This window comes from Candidatus Andeanibacterium sp., from assembly GCF_057143545.1.
Genome location: NZ_DBNHSF010000092.1, coordinates 1 through 17,468 on the forward strand (window position 1 = coordinate 1; position 17,468 = coordinate 17,468).

18 protein-coding genes are annotated in these 17,468 nt (G+C 63.9%); 11 read left to right on the plus strand and 7 right to left on the minus strand.

The window, feature by feature from the left end; translation table 11 throughout:
- Positions 1-1,015 (minus strand): 30S ribosomal protein S12 methylthiotransferase RimO (gene rimO / locus AC16XC_RS05770; RefSeq protein ID WP_484033693.1); only part of this gene is annotated, 1,015 nt, incomplete at its 3' end.
- Between the two features lie 74 nt (positions 1,016-1,089).
- On the opposite strand from rimO, the gene AC16XC_RS05775 reads away from it, so the two are divergent.
- Complete coding sequence (locus AC16XC_RS05775; protein ID WP_484033694.1) at positions 1,090-1,506, plus strand: DUF1761 domain-containing protein; 417 nt, start codon at positions 1,090-1,092, stop codon at positions 1,504-1,506.
- Here the strand turns inward: AC16XC_RS05775 and AC16XC_RS05780 are convergent.
- The 4 genes from AC16XC_RS05780 to AC16XC_RS05795 all read right to left on the minus strand — a co-directional run bounded on the left by AC16XC_RS05780 (position 1,499) and on the right by AC16XC_RS05795 (position 6,244).
- Complete coding sequence (locus AC16XC_RS05780) at positions 1,499-2,563, minus strand: potassium channel family protein (RefSeq protein ID WP_484033695.1); 1,065 nt, start codon at positions 2,561-2,563, stop codon at positions 1,499-1,501. The genes AC16XC_RS05775 and AC16XC_RS05780 overlap by 8 nt on opposite strands.
- A 28-nt stretch (positions 2,564-2,591) precedes the next feature.
- Entirely contained in the window at positions 2,592-3,341 is a 750-nt protein-coding gene (gene surE, locus AC16XC_RS05785) for a 5'/3'-nucleotidase SurE (protein ID WP_484033696.1), read from the minus strand.
- A 135-nt stretch (positions 3,342-3,476) separates the two neighbouring features.
- Complete coding sequence (gene serS, locus AC16XC_RS05790) at positions 3,477-4,895, minus strand: serine--tRNA ligase (protein ID WP_484033697.1); 1,419 nt, start codon at positions 4,893-4,895, stop codon at positions 3,477-3,479.
- An 83-nt stretch (positions 4,896-4,978) separates the two neighbouring features.
- A complete protein-coding gene (locus AC16XC_RS05795; RefSeq protein WP_484033698.1) occupies positions 4,979-6,244 on the minus strand; it encodes a gallate dioxygenase in 1,266 nt (421 codons plus the stop codon).
- Positions 6,245-6,457: 213 nt separating this feature from the next.
- Here AC16XC_RS05795 and AC16XC_RS05800 point away from each other — a divergent pair, with 213 nt between their 5' ends.
- Positions 6,458-7,156, plus strand: a complete 699-nt coding sequence (locus tag AC16XC_RS05800) for a Crp/Fnr family transcriptional regulator (RefSeq protein WP_484033699.1) — start codon at positions 6,458-6,460, stop codon at positions 7,154-7,156.
- Here the strand turns inward: AC16XC_RS05800 and AC16XC_RS05805 are convergent, their stop codons facing one another.
- On the minus strand, positions 7,157-7,828 hold the full coding sequence (locus tag AC16XC_RS05805) for an OmpW/AlkL family protein (RefSeq protein ID WP_484033700.1): 672 nt from the start codon (positions 7,826-7,828) through the stop codon (positions 7,157-7,159).
- A gap of 227 nt (positions 7,829-8,055) precedes the next feature.
- Between AC16XC_RS05805 and ccoN the strand changes: the two genes are divergently transcribed.
- From ccoN to hemN, 9 genes are read left to right on the plus strand one after another with little or no spacing between them, the layout of a single operon-like run.
- Positions 8,056-9,711, plus strand: a complete 1,656-nt coding sequence (gene ccoN / locus AC16XC_RS05810) for a cytochrome-c oxidase, cbb3-type subunit I (RefSeq protein WP_484033701.1) — start codon at positions 8,056-8,058, stop codon at positions 9,709-9,711.
- Positions 9,712-9,723: 12 nt separating this feature from the next.
- On the plus strand, positions 9,724-10,473 hold the full coding sequence (gene ccoO, locus AC16XC_RS05815) for a cytochrome-c oxidase, cbb3-type subunit II (protein ID WP_484033702.1): 750 nt from the start codon (positions 9,724-9,726) through the stop codon (positions 10,471-10,473).
- Positions 10,470-10,640: a cbb3-type cytochrome c oxidase subunit 3 gene (locus AC16XC_RS05820; protein WP_484033703.1), complete on the plus strand. Its 171-nt coding sequence runs from the start codon at positions 10,470-10,472 to the stop codon at positions 10,638-10,640. The genes ccoO and AC16XC_RS05820 overlap by 4 nt, the downstream gene beginning before the upstream one ends.
- A complete protein-coding gene (ccoP, locus tag AC16XC_RS05825) occupies positions 10,633-11,550 on the plus strand; it encodes a cytochrome-c oxidase, cbb3-type subunit III (protein WP_484033704.1) in 918 nt (305 codons plus the stop codon). The genes AC16XC_RS05820 and ccoP overlap by 8 nt, the downstream gene beginning before the upstream one ends.
- Complete coding sequence (gene ccoG, locus AC16XC_RS05830) at positions 11,537-13,021, plus strand: cytochrome c oxidase accessory protein CcoG (RefSeq protein WP_484033705.1); 1,485 nt, start codon at positions 11,537-11,539, stop codon at positions 13,019-13,021. The genes ccoP and ccoG overlap by 14 nt, the downstream gene beginning before the upstream one ends.
- Positions 13,021-13,482, plus strand: a complete 462-nt coding sequence (locus AC16XC_RS05835; RefSeq protein WP_484033706.1) for a FixH family protein — start codon at positions 13,021-13,023, stop codon at positions 13,480-13,482. The genes ccoG and AC16XC_RS05835 overlap by 1 nt, the downstream gene beginning before the upstream one ends.
- The gene (locus tag AC16XC_RS05840) at positions 13,479-15,599 is read left to right on the plus strand and encodes a heavy metal translocating P-type ATPase (RefSeq protein ID WP_484033707.1); all 2,121 of its coding nucleotides are present in this window, start codon (positions 13,479-13,481) and stop codon (positions 15,597-15,599) included. The genes AC16XC_RS05835 and AC16XC_RS05840 overlap by 4 nt, the downstream gene beginning before the upstream one ends.
- Positions 15,596-15,742: a cbb3-type cytochrome oxidase assembly protein CcoS gene (ccoS, locus tag AC16XC_RS05845; protein ID WP_484033708.1), complete on the plus strand. Its 147-nt coding sequence runs from the start codon at positions 15,596-15,598 to the stop codon at positions 15,740-15,742. The genes AC16XC_RS05840 and ccoS overlap by 4 nt, the downstream gene beginning before the upstream one ends.
- Before the next feature lie 60 nt (positions 15,743-15,802).
- The gene (gene hemN / locus AC16XC_RS05850; RefSeq protein ID WP_484033709.1) at positions 15,803-17,116 is read left to right on the plus strand and encodes an oxygen-independent coproporphyrinogen III oxidase; all 1,314 of its coding nucleotides are present in this window, start codon (positions 15,803-15,805) and stop codon (positions 17,114-17,116) included.
- 93 nt (positions 17,117-17,209) lie between these two features.
- Here the strand turns inward: hemN and AC16XC_RS05855 are convergent.
- The coding region (locus AC16XC_RS05855) for a carotenoid oxygenase family protein (RefSeq protein ID WP_484033710.1) at positions 17,210-17,468 on the minus strand (259 nt) is incomplete at its 5' end.

Below are 17,468 nucleotides of genomic sequence, written 5' to 3' on the forward strand. Positions count from 1 at the left end.
CGCCGACCCGGTCGAGCTGGGCCTCGTCGAGCCAGTCGAGGAGGTAGCGGAAATCCTCCTCGGTCTCTCCGGGGAAGCCGACCACGAAGCTCGAGCGGATCGTGAGATCGGGCACGAGCGCGCGCCACGCCCGCACCCGTTCGAGCACTTTCGCTTCGTTCGCCGGGCGCTTCATCGCCTTGAGCACCTTGGGGCTGGCGTGCTGGAAGGGAATGTCGAGATAGGGGGTGATGAGGCCCTCGGCCATCAGCGGGATCACCGCGTCGACATGCGGGTAGGGGTAGACATAGTGGAGGCGGACCCACGGCTGCTCGCCCTCCGGCGTCTTGAGGCGGCCGAGTTCGCGGGCAAGGTCGGTCAAATGGGCGCGGACTGGTTGTCCGTGCCAGTCGCGGCTCTCGTGGCGGATGTCGACGCCATAGGCCGAGGTGTCCTGGCTGATGACGAGGAGCTCCTTCGTCCCGGCGGCGACCAGCTTCTCGGCCTCGCGCAGCACCGCGTCGACCCGCCGGCTGGCGAGCTTGCCGCGCAATTGCGGGATGATGCAGAAGGCGCAGGAATGATTGCAGCCCTCGGAAATCTTGAGGTAGCTGTAATGGCGCGGGGTCAGTTTCACGTCCGGTTGAGGAATGAGATCCACGAACGGCCCCTGGCCCGGCGGGGAGGCCTCGTGGACCGCCTCGACCACCGCCTCGTATTGCTGCGCGCCGGTGATCGCGAGCACTTGCGGGAAGCGCGCGCGGATCGTCTCGGCCTCGCTGCCCATGCAGCCGGTCACGATCACCCGCCCGTTCTCGGCGATCGCTTCGCCGATCGCGGCGAGGCTCTCCTCCTTGGCGGAATCGAGAAACCCGCAGGTGTTGACCAGCACCACGTCGGCCCCGGCGTAGTCGGGGCTCATCGCATAGCCGTCGGCCCTGAGGCGGGTGAGGATGCGCTCGCTATCGACCAGCGCCTTGGGGCAGCCGAGCGAGACCATCCCGACCTTGGGGGCGTGTTTGATGATGGTGGCCATGGCGCGCGCCTCTAGCTATCCTGCGATGCGGAGTCACGCCCGATCATGGGCGTGGCGAAGGGGGAGTAGCACAAATGGGCGAGGTAAACCTGCTGGCGGCGTTCCTTGGGGCGCTGGCGTTCTTCGTGATCGGCGCGGTCTGGTATGGTCCGTTGTTCGGCAAGCCCTGGCGCGAGATGAACGGCATTACCGATGAGATGATGAAGGCCGGGCCGCGCGAAGGGCAGAACCCGACCTGGCTGATCATGCTGCTGTGTTTCCTGTTCGAACTGCTGATCGCGGTGATGTTCGGCCATTTGCTCGCGCGGACCGCCCCGTCGCCGCATGTCATCATGATGATGGCGCTGGGCTTCGGCGCGGCGATCATGGCCCCGGCGATCGGCATCAATTACCTGTTCCAGATGCGCCCGGGCAAGCTGTTCGCGATCGACGCCGGCTATTTCATCGTCGGGATGGCGGCGATGGGCGGGGTGTTCGTGGTGCTCAGCTGACGGGATTTTCCGTCCCGTTTTCGCTGCTCGCGGTGGGGAGGATTTCGACCACGATATCGCCGGCCCTGAGCTTGCGGGCCTGTTTCTCCCAGAAGCCATAGGCGTTGCCGTCGCGATAGATCCTCAGGCCATTGCCGCCGCTGGCGAGGTGGCTGAGCGACTTGCCCACTTCCTCCGGCGCGACCGGGCGCTCGACCAGTTGCACCCGGCCCGAGACCGAGGCGAGGTCGACCATGTAATCGGCTAGGTGGCTGCCTTGCGCCGAACCGGCCAGCAGCAGCCCGGTGAAACGGACCGGGTTGATGACGTTGTCGGCCCCGGCTTGGCGGGCGAGCAGTTCGTTGTCGGCGGCGCGCACCACCACGCTGATCGGGACATTGGGCGCGAGGTGGCGCACGGTCAGCACGATCAGGATTGAAGTGTCGTCGCGTCCGGCCGACACCAGCACCGATTGCGCCTCGGCGATCCGCACCGCCATCAGGCTCTCGTCGCGTGAGGCGTCGGCCTCGATCACGTTGCAGCCCAGCTCTTCGGCAAGTTCGAGCCGGTCCGGCCTGCCGTCCATGACCACGATCTTGTGGGGATCGGTGCCGCGTTCGATCAGTTCGTTCACGGCTTCCGAACCGCTCACGCCGAAGCCGAGCACCACGATGTGGTCGGACAGCTGCTCCTGGATGCGGGACATGCGGTATTTCTCCCAGCTGTGCTTGATGAGGAAGTTATAGGCGGTGCCGACAAAGATGAAGATCACCGCCACCCTGATCGGAGTAACGATCGCTGCTTCCACCAGCCGCGAGCGGTCGCTGATCGGTGCGATGTCGCCGAAGCCGGTGGTGGTGATCGAGATCATGGTGAAATAGACCACGTCGAGGAAGCTGACATGGCCATCATGGTGGTCGATCAGCCCGTCGCGGTCGAAATAGTGGATCAGCACGACGATGAAGACGAGCCCCAAGGCCGCGCCCAGGCGAAGTCCCGCATCGGCCCAGACCGGCACATTGACCGCTCGCCTGAGCGGCCGGAAGCGACGCAAGCGGAGCTTGCCCTTTTGGCTCATCCTTCCCTCATGAGTCCTGGATTCTCACCTATAGGAACCGTTCCGATAGCATTCCCAGCGAGGAATAGTGAGTCAGGTCGAGCTGCAGCGGTGTGACCGCGATGAACCCGTCGGCGACCGCTTCGAGGTCGGTCTCGTGGCCCGGCGTATGTTCGATGTCGTCGAGGCCGAACCAGAAATAGGGCCGTCCGCGCGGATCGCGGCCTTCGACAACCGTGCCGCGGCCATAATCGTGAAAGCCCTGGCGGACGACCTTGATCCCCTTGACCCCGTCCGCCGGGAGCGAGGGGAAGTTGATGTTGATGAGCGTGCGCTCGGCGAACCGGAAATCGAGCAACGGCGCCACGACTTTCGCGCCCCAGGCCTGCGCCGCCGAAAAGCCGTGCCCTTCGCCCAGCATCTGCTGGCTCAGCGCGATCGAACGGATACCCGCCAGCGCGCCTTCGATCGCAGCCGAAACGGTGCCCGAATAGGTCACGTCGTCGCCCAGATTCTCGCCGCGATTGACGCCCGAGAGGATCAGGTCGGGCCTGCCCGGAAGGACCTTGCGCAATCCCAGCGTCACCGCATCGGTCGGCGTGCCCGACACGCAAAAGCGCCGCTCGCCCAGTTCGCGCAACCGGACCGGCTGGTTGAGGGTCAGCGAATGGCCCGCGCCCGATGCCTCTTCGGCCGGGGCACAGATCCAGATGTCGTCGGACAGCTGGCGCGCGATCGTCTCCAGCACCTCCATTCCCGGAGCGTGGACGCCATCGTCATTGGTGAGGAGGATTCTCACCCGGTCACCCCTCCCCGGTGGGGAGGGGATGGGGGTGGGGGAGCGAGGCCACAAGGCCGAGCGTCAACGCCAGCGGCAGTACACCCCCACCCTGCCTCCCCCTCAAGGGGGAGGAGAGAGCGGTGCCGCGAAGGGTCACGACGCAGGCTCCAGCCGCGTCACGCCGCCCATGTAGGGATGCAGCACGGTGGGAACATCGACCGAGCCATCCTCCTGCTGGAAATTCTCGAGCACCGCGACCAGCGCCCGCCCGACCGCCAGCCCCGAGCCATTGAGCGTGTGGAGGAAGGCAGTGCCTTTCTCGCCCTCGGGACGGTAGCGGGCATTCATCCGCCGCGCCTGGAAATCGCCGCACCAGCTGACCGAGCTGATCTCGCGCCAGGCGTCCTGCCCCGGCAGCCACACTTCGAGATCGTAGGTCTTCCGCGCTCCGAAGCCCATGTCGCCCGCGCAGAGCAGCATCCGGCGATATGGCAGGTCGAGCGCTTCGAGCACCATTTCCGCCGAGCGCAGCATATATTCGTGCTCGTCCGCCGCCTGTTCGGGGAGGCAGATCGAAACTAGCTCGACCTTGTCGAACTGGTGCTGGCGGATGAACCCGCGCGTATCCTTGCCCGCCGCACCGGCCTCGCTGCGGAAGCAGGGGGTGAGCGCGGTCAGCCGCATCGGGAATTCGGACGGGTCCCAGATGGCCTCGCGCACTGCATTGGTCAGGCTGACCTCGGCGGTGGGGATTAGCCAACGGCGTTCGTTAGCTTGCGGAACGCGGTCCAAGATATCGGCAATAACCTTTTCCGCAGTCTGTCGCCCATCTTCACTTGTCCCAAAATACTGGGACACGACAAAGAATTCTCCTCGTCTGATATATTCGGCGACGTCAGGCTTGAGGTAGGTTGCGAACTGGTCATCCTCAAATTTCGGTAGTTGCCCGGTGCCGAACAGGGCCTCGTCGCGCACCAAGAGCGGCGGGGCGCATTCGAGATAGCCGTTCTGCCGGGTCTGGAGATCGAGCATGAACTGGCCGAGCGCGCGTTCGAGCCGCGCCATCCCGCCCTTGAGGAACGCGAAGCGCGCGCCAGAAATCTTCGCCGCGGTCTCGAAATCGAGCCCCAGCGGCGGGCCAAGGTCGGCGTGCTCCTTGGGTTCGAAAATGAAATTGCGCTTCTGGCCCCAGACCTTCTGCTCGACATTGCCGTGTTCGTCCGCGCCCTCGGGGACATCGTCGGCCGGCAGGTTGGGGATCGAAGCCAACAGGTCGTTGAGCTCGCCCGATAGCTGGCGCTCTTCCTCTTCGAGCGCGGGCAGCACGTCCTTGATTTCGGCGACTTCGGCCTTGAGCGCTTCGGCTTTGGCAGTATCGCCCTGGCCCATCGCCTGGCCGATCGCCTTGGAGGCTTCGTTGCGGCGGTTCTGGGCCTCCTGCATGCGGGTCGAGACGTCGCGCCGCCGGGCGTCGAGTTCAACAATTGCCTGCGCTTGCGGCTCGACCCCGCGCTTGTTCAGGGCGGCGTCGAATTCCTGCGGATTGTCGCGAATGAAGCGTAGATCATGCATGGGCTGCGCCTATGCCCGCTCGGGACACGGCTTTCAACTTGGGAAATGGCGGACGAGGCCCGGCCCGGTTCGCTCCCCGGAATTCAGGCGTCCGCGCCCGCGACATCGTAATTGATCGCGGCGTTGCGGGTCTGCTGGAACTCGGGGACGGTCATGCCCTTCATTGCCGCATAGACGTCGATATTGCCGAGGCCCACGACCGGCGCGAGCTTTTCGAGGTTGAAGAAGATCACCCCGTAGCGGATCATCCCGATCCAGTCCTGCGTGCGGATCAGGCGCTTTTCCTCCTCGGTCAGTCGGTACTCGTCGGCCAGTCCCTCGAAATCCCGTTTGAATCGCTCGCGGAAACCCGGTTCGACGATCGTGTGGAGGAAATTGTTGATCCGCCAGGCCTTGGCGCTGCGGGTGATGGTGAAGGGATAGGTGCCTTCGAGCCCCAGCGCCGGTTCGACGTCCCAATAGATGCGCTTGGCGTATTCCTCCTTGCTCTCGGGCGAAGGGTCCTCCTCCACATCTTCGAACACCATCGAGGCGATCGACGTCATCGAGGGCAGGAAGAAGCTGCGATGGAGTTCGTTGACCCTGGGTGCCAGCGCGCCGCGCATCAGCAGCCACATCACGATCTCGGCGCCTTCCATTCCGCCGAGCCTGACCAGTTCGCCGATCGGTATATGAATCAGGCTCTCGGGATCGTTTGCCAGCCGGTCCATGAATTCATGGTCCCAATCGACATTGTTGAAGCCGCAGCGCTCGCCATGGACCTGGTGCGACAACCCACCGGTCCCTGCGATCGCGACCTTGATGTCGGCGGGATAGTTCTGGATCGCGCGCCGGAGCGAGCGGCCGAAATCCCAGAAGCGCTTGGCCTTGGGGATCGGCAGTTCGAGCACACCGCATTGCAGCGGCACAATCCGGCACGGCCAGCCTTCCTGGTCGCTGTGCGGCAGCAGCACCGAAAGCGGGCTGAACGCCCCGTGGTCGAGCCCCATGCCCTGCCAGTAGGAGAGGTCGAATTCGTCGGCGACCATCCCGAAGGCGATATGTTCGGCCAGTTGCGGATCGCCCTTGATCGGCGGAATCCTGCGCGGGCCGCCGCCTTCGTCGGCCGCCGCATATTCTTCGCCGATGCCGATCGCGAAATGCGAATAATGCCGCATCCAGAACGAGGTCATGTGATCGTTGTAGACATAGACGATCACGTCCGGCCGCGTATCGGCGAGCCATTGCTTGACCGGCTCGAAGCCCTCGAAAATGGGCTTCCATACCGGATCGTCCTGTTTTCCCGCATCCTGCGCAAAGGCGATTGTCGGGGTGTGCGAAACGGCAAATCCGCCAACGATCTGGGCCATGGTCATTCTCCCCTTGGAGGCACTCGATGCGACTCCTCATTCGGATTGTCATTGTAAAATATTGTAAGCGATGCTTACAAACCTTGCGCGGGGTCAAAGCGCGGCGATTCACCGCGGTTCGCCTTGCCGGGCGGATAGATAGGGAGAGACGGGGCGATCTTTGTCACGACAAGTCTTGTTGTGACAGGTCATTGCCGCTGATATGCGCAGATTATGAGCTATTGCGACACTTGCCTTGTCCGGAACCGGGCGATCTGCGCGGCTTTGGACGCTTCGGAGATCCAGGCGTTGAACGCCATTGGCCGCCGCCGCAAGCTTGCCGCGGGCGAGTCGCTGATCTGGGAAGGCGATGAATCGCTGCTGGTCGCCAATGTCATCGAAGGCGTGCTCAAGCTCTCGATCGGGACCGAGGACGGTCGTGAGCAGACCGTCGGCGTGGTCTATCCGTCGGACTTTATCGGGCGTCCCTTCGGCGCCAAGACCAGGCACAGCGTGATCGCGCTGACCGACGCCAATGTCTGCGTCTTTTCGCGCTCCGATTTCGACAATTTTGCCAGCCAGCACCCCAAGCTCGAACACAAGCTGCTCAAGCGCACCCTGACCGAGCTCGACCGCACGCGCAACTGGATGCTGCTCCTGGGCCGCAAGAATGCCGAGGAGCGGCTGGCAACCTTCCTGCTCGAAATGTCCGAACGGTTGATCGATCCAGGCTGCGAAGGGGAGGGAGTACCTCGCCTGCGGAGCTTCGAACTGCCGTTTTCGCGGCAGCAGGTGGCTGACGTGCTGGGGTTGACGATCGAAACCGTCAGCCGCCAGTTCACCCGGCTCAAGAAGGACGGCGTGGTCGACCTGCCTTCGCGCCGGGCGGTCACGATCCTCGATCGCGAGGCGCTCGAAGCCCGCGCCGGCTGACTAGAAGGCCATTCCGACACCCGCGCTGAGGACCCACGGATCGAGCTTGTGCTCGGTTGCGAGGACCTCGACGCTGCCCGCATACCAATGCGCGTCGGCGCTCACGAAATGTTTCTTCGCGTCGAGCGCCAGGATCGCCCCGCCGGCACCGAGCGGGACGTCCACGCCCGCCTGCAGGGCCACGCCGAATGCGTCGTCGAGGTCGAAGCCGGTTGCGCCCAGCCCGATCGACCCGGCTCCCGGCTTGTCGTCGATCACCCAGAAATAGGTCGGCCCGACGCCGACATAGGGCGTCACGGTCGAATGATCGCCGAAATGGTATTTGAGCGTGAAGGTCGCCGGGATGATCGTTGCGTCGGCCACCAGCTCAGCCCCGGTCAGCGGACCGGCGCTGGTATCGACATCGTGCTGGGTGACGCAGCAGATCGTCTCGATCGAAAGGCTGTTCGAGAGGAAATATTCGATCGCCAGCGTCGGTACGTAATTGTCGTTGCCCTCGGTCTGGGTGCCGGCGGGCACCCCGATCAGGTCGGTGTTGACGGCCTTTAGCTCGCCATCAACCAGCAGGGCGGTTCCCATCAATTTGACCTGGACCTTGCCTTGCATGTCCTCGGCCTGCGCCGGGCCGGCAAAGGCGAGCGCGACCGAGAGGGCAGCCGCAGAAATCATCATTCGCATATCAAACTTCCCATACGCATCGCAGTAGCCGCACCGCGCAGCTCAGGGTGTTGCGACGCCCGCTGGGCAATCCCATCACCGGGGCCATCGAACATTGACCCGGCGCAATTTGTGCAGTTGCGAAAAAAATGAGGGGTTGAGACAATCCCATTTGATAGCGATCAATGTTGCACCGAGTCGGCAGGCGCAATGGCGCCCCAGGACCTGGAGGGACCAAACCCATGGAAAGAGTCGTATCGCGCGCAGGCATCTGGCTGGTGATCCTGTTCCTGGCCATCGTCGCGGTTGCCGCGGCCAAGGATGCGGGTTTCGCCGCGCATATGACGATTGTCGCCATCGCCGCCCTGATCGCGCTGTGGGCCAGCCTCACGACCGCGGATTACGGCGCGATCGCCAAGGGCATCCTGAGAACGCCCGACCAGGGGAAATATGACGACGACCCGATCCGCTGGGGCGTGATCGCGACGATCTTCTGGGGCATGGCCGGCCTTTCCGCCGGCCTGCTCGTCGCGCTGCAGTTGGCCTTTCCGCAGCTCAATTTCGAACCTTGGTTCAATTTCGGCCGGGCCCGGCCATTGCATACTTCTGCCGTGATCTTTGCATTTGGCGGCAATGCGCTGATCGCCTCGTCCTTCTATGTAGTCCAGCGGACCTGCCGCGCGCGGCTGGCCTTTCCCGGCCTCGCCCGCTTCGTCTTCTGGGGTTACCAGCTGTTCATCGTGCTGGCGGCGACCGGCTACCTGCTCGGGATCACCCAATCGAAGGAATATGCCGAACCCGAATGGTATGTCGACTGGTGGCTGACGATCGTGTGGGTCGCCTATCTCGCGGTGTTCGTCGGCACGATCGTGAAGCGCAAGGAGCCGCATATCTATGTCGCGAACTGGTTCTACCTGAGCTTCATCATCACCGTGGCCATGCTGCACTTGGTGAACAATTTTGATGTGCCGGTGAGTTTGCTCGGGTCGAAGTCCTATCCCTTCTTCGGCGGGGTGCAGGGCGCGCTGGTGCAATGGTGGTACGGACACAACGCGGTCGGCTTCTTCCTTACCGCCGGGTTCCTGGCGATGATGTATTACTTCGTACCCAAGCAAGCCGAGCGGCCGATCTATTCCTATCGCCTTTCGATCGTGCATTTCTGGTCGCTGATCTTCCTCTATATCTGGGCCGGGCCGCATCACCTTCATTATACCGCGCTGCCCGACTGGGCGCAGACGCTCGGCATGGTGTTTTCGGTCATGCTGTGGATGCCCAGCTGGGGCGGCATGATCAACGGGTTGATGACGCTTAACGGCGCATGGGACAAGGTTCGCACCGATCCGATCATCCGGATGTTCGTGATCAGCCTCGCGTTCTACGGGATGAGCACCTTCGAAGGCCCGATGATGTCGATCAAATGGGTCAACTCCCTCTCGCATTACACAGACTGGACGATTGGCCATGTCCATTCGGGCGCACTTGGCTGGAACGGGATGATCACTTTCGCGGTGATCTATTTCCTGGTCCCGCGACTGTGGGGAAGGGACCGTCTTTACAGCCTGCGCATGGTCAACTGGCATTTCTGGCTCGCGACCGCCGGTATCGTGTTCTACGCTGGTTCGATGTGGGTGGCCGGGATCACCCAGGGGCTGATGTGGGCGGAATACGATCCTGCGACCGGCTACCTGGTGAACAGCTTCGTCGATACCACCGCGGCCCTGTTCAACATGTATCTGCTGCGCGCCCTGGGCGGCCTGCTCTACCTTGCCGGCGCAGTCCTGTTGGTGGTGAATGTCTGGCGCACGATCCTGGGCCACAAGCGTCAGGAAACGCCGATGTATACTCCCGCATATGACGAAGCCCGCGACCGGCCTGCCGTCGCGGTCCCGGCCGAGTAAGGAGCAGGAACGATGGCAAGCCTTACGCAGCAGCACAAGAAGCTCGAACGCAACGTCACCCTGCTTGGCGTGTTCGCATTCATCGCGGTGATCGTCGGCGGGATCGTGGAGATCGCGCCGCTGTTCTGGATCGACAACACGATCGAGAAGGTCGACGGCATGCGGCCCTATACCCCGCTCGAACAGGCCGGGCGCGACATCTATGTCCGCGAAGGGTGCCATGTCTGCCACAGCCAGATGATCCGCCCGTTCCGCGACGAGGTCGAACGCTATGGCCATTACAGCCTGGCCGCAGAGAGCATGTATGACCATCCCTTCCAATGGGGTTCGAAACGGACGGGCCCGGACCTTGCAAGGGTCGGAGGACGCTATTCCGACGAATGGCATGTTCAGCATCTGATCGATCCGCGCGCGGTCGTGCCTGAAAGCGTGATGCCGACTTATCGCTTCCTTGCCGAAACCGATCTCGAAATCGGCGATCCTGCGGCGCGCCTGTCTTCGCTGGCGCTGGTGGGCGTGCCTTACAGCGAGACCGATATCGAACGGGCACAGGCAGACCTTCTCGCCCAGGCCGATCCCGATGCCGATCCGGGCGATCTCGCGGAGCGATATCCCAAGGTGCAGATCCGCGATTTCGACGGGAATCCCGGTCGCCTGACCGAAATGGATGCGCTGGTCGCCTATCTCCAGATGCTCGGCACGCTGGTCGATGTGAACAGCGCGGCCGCACAGGAAGTGCTTGCCTCGGAGACCGGCCGATGAGCGATCATTCGATCTACGAGACCCTGCGCCAGATCGCCGATAGCTGGGGCCTGCTGGCAATGGTGATCATATTCCTCGTGCTGAGCGCATGGCCATTCAGACCGGGTGCGAAGAAGCGCAACCAGGACGCCGCCGAAGCCATTTTCAAGGAAGAAAGCGATGGCTGAAAACAAGCACATCGACGAAGCCACCGGCACTGAAACCGTCGGCCATGAATGGGACGGGATCGAGGAACTCGATACCCCGATGCCGCGCTGGTGGGTGCTGACCTTTTATGCCACGATCCTCTGGGCGATCGGCTATGTGATCGCCTATCCGGCCTTGCCGTTGATCGAGCAGGGAACCGAAGGCGTGCTTGGCTGGACCAGCCGTGGCGCGCTGGCCGAAGAACTCGAGCGGCAGAGCGCCGGCCGGGCGGAAACCGTCTCGGCATTGTCGATCACACCGGTGGAAAAGATCGCGGGGAACGATGAACTGATGCAGCGGGCCATTGCCGGAGGCAGTGCGGCCTTCAAGGTCAACTGCGTCCAGTGCCATGGTTCGGGCGCCGCCGGGAGCCCTGGCTATCCGAACCTCAACGACGATGACTGGCTGTGGGGCGGCAATATAAGCGAGATCGAATACACCTTGCTCCACGGCATCCGCCACCCGGGCGACGACGAGACCCGTTTCAGCCTTATGCCGGCCTTCGGCCGCGACGGGATCCTGACCGCCGCGCAGATCGACGATGTTGCCGACCATGTCCTGTCGCTGTCCGGGAACGGGCCTGCGAATGCCGCAGGAGCGACGCTGTTCGAGACGAACTGCGCAATTTGTCACGGACCGGACGGTACCGGATTGCGCGAGTTCGGGGCGCCCAACCTGGCCGATGCGATCTCGCTTTACGGAAATGACAAGGCGACTGTCGTTGAAATGATCAGCAACCCGCGCAACGGGGTGATGCCGGCCTGGGGCGACCGGCTGGATCCGGTCACCATCAAGATGCTGGCGGCCTATGTGCACTCGCTGGGAGGGGGCGAAGACTTCATAGAGGAGGTCGCCGAAACCCCGGCGGTAGAGGGTGATGAACAGCCCTGACCGGATAGACATCAGCAAGGTCCGGCTCGAGGGCCACGGTCTCGCCGAACCGCAGAAGCTCTACGAGAAGCGCCAATTCGTCCATCCCAAACGGATCGACGGGCCATTTCGCCGCTTCAAATGGCTGGTGATGCTGGTCACACTCGGAATCTATTACGGCACACCCTGGCTACGCTGGGATCGCGGCCCCTATGCGCCCGATCAGGCGGTGCTGATCGATCTCGCGAACCGGCGCTTCTACATGTTCGACATCGAGATCTGGCCGCACGAATTCTATTTCGTTGCCGGACTGCTGATCATGGCGGGGATCGGCCTGTTCCTGGTGACCAGCGCGGTCGGCCGGGCATGGTGCGGCTATGCCTGCCCGCAAACCGTCTGGACAGACCTGTTCCAGCATGTCGACCGCTTCGTGGATGGCGACCGCAACGCAAGGATGCGGCTCGATGCCGCGCCCTGGGGCCCGAAGAAGATCGCGAAACGCGCCTTCAAATGGTCGATCTACCTGGTGATCGGATTCTGGACCGGTGGCGCGTGGATCATGTATTTCGCCGATGCGCCAACACTGGTGCAAGATTTCTGGGCGGGGGAGGCGGCTCCTGTCGCCTACATCACGGTTGCGGTTCTCACTTTCACAACCGTGCTGATGGGCGGCTTCGCCCGCGAGCAAGTGTGCATCTATATGTGCCCGTGGCCGCGCATTCAGACGGCCATGCTCGACGAGAAGTCGCTGATCGTCACCTACAAGGACTGGCGGGGCGAGCCGCGCGGGAGCCTCAAGAAAGCACAAAAGGAGCCGGGCAAATTTGGCGACTGCATCGATTGCAACCAATGCGTCAATGTCTGTCCGACCGGTTACGACATTCGCAAGGGTCCCGATATCGCCTGCATCACCTGCGCTTTGTGCATCGATGCCTGCGACAAGGTCATGGCCGAAATCGGCCGCCCGCGCGGGTTGATCGACTACGCCACTCTCGAGGACTGTAAACGCGAGGCGGAGGGCGAACCGCCGCGTCCGGTGTGGAAATCGATCCTGCATTTGCGCACCATCGCCTACTTCGCGGTCTGGAGCGCGATCGGCGTCGCCCTGCTGTTCGCGCTCGGCAATCGCAGCCGGACCGACCTTACCGTGGCCCCGGATCGAAATCCGCCGTTCATGCTGATGAGCGATGGTTCGGTCCGCAATTCCTACACGCTCAAGCTGCGCAACATGCAAAATCGGCCGCGTGAGATGGCGGTCTCGCTTGACGGATTGCCCGGCGGCATAATGTGGACCGAGGAAATCCCGCGGGATGCCGCCGCTCGTTCGCTCACCCGCGAGGTTGACGCGGATTCGATCGAGACCATGCGCGCCTATGTAGTGGCGCCAAGGGGAACGACCGACCAGGAATTCGCTTTCGTCCTCACCGCGCAGGATGGGACAAGCGAAAGCGATCGCGAGACCACTCGCTTTGATGGGCCGGGAGGGGATTGATGGCGCAGCGGCGTGGACAAGGAGGCTTCACCGGCTGGCACGCGACAGGCATCCTGGTGGTGTTCTTCGGCATTATCGTCACCGTGAACGTCTCGATGGCGATGCTGGCGCGCTCGAATTTTTCGGGCGCGGTGGTCGAGAATTCCTACGTCGCCAGCCAGGAATTCAACAGTTGGCTTGCCCAGGCCGAGCAGGCGCGCAGCCTTGGCTGGAGTCCGCGGGTTTCGCGGCGAGATGACGGAAGATTATCGGTCGGGCTTGCCGGTGCGCCGGCCGGGATTGCCCTCAAGGGCACGGCGCGCCATCCGCTGGGCCGTTCGGACGATCTCCTGCTTGAATTTCGTGTTCAGGATGATGGCAGCTTCCGCTCGCGTGAGGCCTTGCCCGAAGGGCGGTGGATTTTGCGGCTGGAGGCGATGCATGGTGGGATTCTGTGGCGCGCGGAGGAACATTTGCGGTGAGCGAACTGGCGCAGGAGCGGGCAAAGCACCTCAGCCAGACCGTGCTGGCGGTTCCCGGCATGCACTGCGCCGGTTGCATCGCCAGGATCGAACGCGGCCTTAATGGCAGGCCCGGCATCCGTTCTGCCCGCGTCAACCTCTCGGCTCGCCAGGTCACGATAGAGCACGAGGATATCCTCAAGGCCCGCGACCTGGTGGCCGAACTCGACCGGGTCGGGTTCGAGGCCCAGCTGCGCAAGGGCGTCTTCGCCAAATCGGATTCGGCGGTAAAGCCGCTACTCGCGCCGCTGGCGGTATCGGCCTTTGCGGCGATGAATGTGATGCTGCTCTCGGTCAGCGTGTGGTCGGGCGCGGACGGGACCACGCGCAGCCTGTTTCACTGGATTTCGGCCGGAATCGGGATCCCCGCGATCGCCTATGGCGGGATGCCGTTCTTCCGCTCGGCCTGGAGCGCGGTGAAACGCGGGCGGACCAATATGGACGTGCCGATCTCGCTCGGCGTGATTATCGCCACCTTGCTCAGCTTCTACGAAGTGGTGACCAATGGCGAAGAGGCATGGTTCGACAGCGCGCTGATGCTGCTCGCCTTCCTGCTCGCGGGGCGCGCACTCGATGCGATGATGCGCGACCGGGCGCGGACCGGAGTCGATGCCCTGCTGAGCCAGGCGGCCCAGGGGGCAATGGCGATCGGCCCGGATGGATCGCTCGATTGGCGAAAATCGGACCAGCTCGAGCCCGGCATGGTGATGCGGGTCGCCGCGGGCGAGCGGCTCGCGGCCGATGGCGAGATCATCTCCGGCAGCAGCCGCTTCGACCAGGCCCTGCTCACCGGAGAGAGCGCGCCGATGTCCGCCGGTACCGGCGACAAGGTCCTGGCCGGAACGCTCAATCTCGACGCGCCGGTCGATGTCCGGGTTACTGCGACAGGCGCCGATACGACTCTTGCCGAGATTGCCGGGCTGATGGAGGCGGCGGCGCAGGACCGTTCGAAATATGTCCGGCTCGCCGACCGCGCCGCGCGCCTCTATGCTCCTGCCGTCCATTCGCTGGCGGCCCTGACCTTCGCGGGCTGGATGATCGCCGGGGCGGGGTGGTACCAGTCGCTGGTGATCGCGGTGTCGGTGCTGATCATCACCTGCCCCTGCGCGCTCGGCCTGGCGGTGCCGGTGGCGCAGGTCGTGGCCAGCGGGGCGCTGATGCGCGCCGGGATCATGGTCAAGGACGGATCCGCGCTCGAACGCCTGGCGAAGGTAGATCGGGTATTGCTCGACAAGACAGGGACGTTGACTCTCGGGAAGCCCGTGCCCGACCCAGAGGTCCTGGAGCGGATGCCCGCGGACGCCGCTTCGGTCGCACTTGCGCTCGCGTCGCACAGCCGCCATCCGGTTTCGAAGGCACTGGGCAATGCGCTGGCGGCGTTGGAACGACGACCGGCTTCGATCGAGCAGGTCCAGGAGCGGCCGGGCGAGGGGGTCTTTGCATTCTGGGATGGGCGCAGGGTCGGATTGCGACGGCCCGAAACGGCAAGCGGAATCGCGGTCGCGCTCGAAATCGAGGACTCGCCGACCTGGCTGATTCCTTTCTCCGATCGCCTTCGGCCCGATACCAATGCCGCGCTTGCCCGGCTCGGGCAGATGCGGATCGCGCCCGAGATCGTATCGGGCGACAACGCGGAATCGGTCGCTGCCGTGGCGCGGGAGACCGGACTTGAGGCGCAAGCCGGAATCTCGCCGCAGGCCAAGCAGGAGGTAATCGCCAGGTTGCAGGGCGGAGGCCATCGCGTGCTGATGGTCGGCGACGGGCTCAATGACGGTCCGGCGCTGGCCAGGGCCGATTCCTCGATGGCTCCCGGCTCGGCGAGCGATGTCGGGTTGCAGGCCTCCGATCTGGTCTTCGTGCAGGACAGCCTGCTGGCATTGCCGCGCGCGATCCACACGGCGCGCAGCACCATGCGGGTGGTGAAGCAAAACTTTGCGCTCGCGATCGGCTACAACACGCTTGCCGTACCGCTGGCGATTGCCGGTTTCGTCACGCCGATGATCGCTGCGTTGGCGATGTCGCTCAGTTCGCTGGTGGTGGTCGCCAATTCGCTCCGGCTGGCAAGGGCGGCAAAGTGAACGGGTTGCTGATCCTGATCCCGCTGGCGCTGGGGCTCGGCCTGCTGGGATTGGGTGCGTTCTTCTGGTCGATGCGCAGCGGCCAGTTCGAGGATCTCGACGGCGCGGCCAACCGCATCCTGATCGACGACGAGGAAGATTAGGCTGCTATTTATTGACGGACCGCAATGCGGAGGCTGCCAATTGCTGCTTTCTAAGTTGGCATGTGGCCCCATTTTCCCGAACTGCTTGAAACGCCGGTGCCGCGCTACACCAGCTTTCCGACGGCGGCTGAATTTTCCGATTCAGTCGGCGCGAGCGACCATGCGCGGGCGCTCGAAGGCGCGGAGGGCCCGGTTTCGCTCTATCTCCACATTCCGTTCTGCGAGCAGATCTGCTGGTATTGCGGCTGCAACACCGGCGCCGCCAATCGCAAGCAACGCCTCGCCAGCTACCTCGAGGCCCTGCATGCCGAGATCGCGCTGGTCGCGGCCGCGCTGCCCAAGGGCGCGCAAGTCTCCCGCATCGCCTTCGGCGGCGGCAGCCCGAATGCGATCGCGCCGACCGATTTCGTACGCTTGATCGATGCGCTGACGCTCAATTTCGAACTTGCCCGGCCCGACATCTCGATCGAACTCGATCCGCGCACGCTGTTCGCCTGCTGGGGCACCGTCCTGTCGGCCGTCGGTGCGCGCTATGCCAGCCTCGGCGTGCAGACCTTCTCGCCCGAATTGCAGCAGCGGATCGGGCGGGTCCAGCCGACCGCGATGATCGAGCGCAGCGTCGAGATCCTGCGCAGCGCAGGGGTCGCTTCGCTCAATTTCGACCTGATGTATGGCCTGCCGGGGCAGACGATCGGCGATCTCGAACATGCGCTCGACGAGGCCGCGCGGCTTGGCGCCAATCGCATCGCGCTGTTCGGCTATGCCCATGTCCCGCACCTCGTCCCGCGCCAGCGCCGGATCGATGCATCGGACCTGCCTGACCAGCACCGGCGCTTCGCCATGGCCGAATTCGGACATCGCTTCCTGCTCGACAAGGGTTACGAGCCGGTCGGCTTCGACCATTTCGCGCTACCGGGCGATCCGCTCGCGCAGGCCGCCCTGACCGGCAGGCTCCGCCGCAATTTCCAGGGCTTCACCGATGACGAGGCCCCGGTGCTGATCGGTCTCGGCGCGTCGGCGATCAGCTCCTTCCCCGATCTGATCGTCCAGAACGAGAAGAATGCCGGGCGCTATCGCATGCTCCTGTCGCAAGGGCATTTGCCCTCGGCAGCCGGAATCCGGCGAACGGCGGATGACCGCTATCGCGGCTCCGTGATCGAAGGCCTCTTATGTGCGGGGCGGGCGGCAATCGGCGGCAGGTTGATGCTCGAGGCGCTGCCGCGCCTGCGGCCGTTCATGGAACGGGGTCTGTGCGCCTTCGACGATGGCCGGATCGTGCTTGCACCCCATGCCTTGCCCTATGCCCGCAGCATCGCCGCCCAGTTCGATCCCTATCGCCAGCATTCCCCCCGCCGGTTTAGCTCGGCCATCTGACCCCGGATTGCTCCCTCGTAAAAAAGCGGCCCGCTCTATTGGGGGAGAGCGGGCCGTGGGGGGAGATGAACTCGACGTTTCCCTTCCGCCCGATCAGGCGGCGAGCTTTTCGCCGCCTGCCCAGTTGCCGTGGAGGCCCTGGCGCAGCCTTATCGGCAGCTTGGCGCGGCAGATCGGGCCTTTGGCGACATCGGTCGCATCGAACAGCAGCAGGTCCGAATAATTGGTGACATGGTTGTCGAACAGCGCGACCAGATAGCCGTCGCCTTCCGGTGAATTGGCGCTGCGCGGGATGAAGCACGGCTCCTGCAGCGATCCGTCCGGGCCGCACCACCAGCTCTGTTCCGTGCCG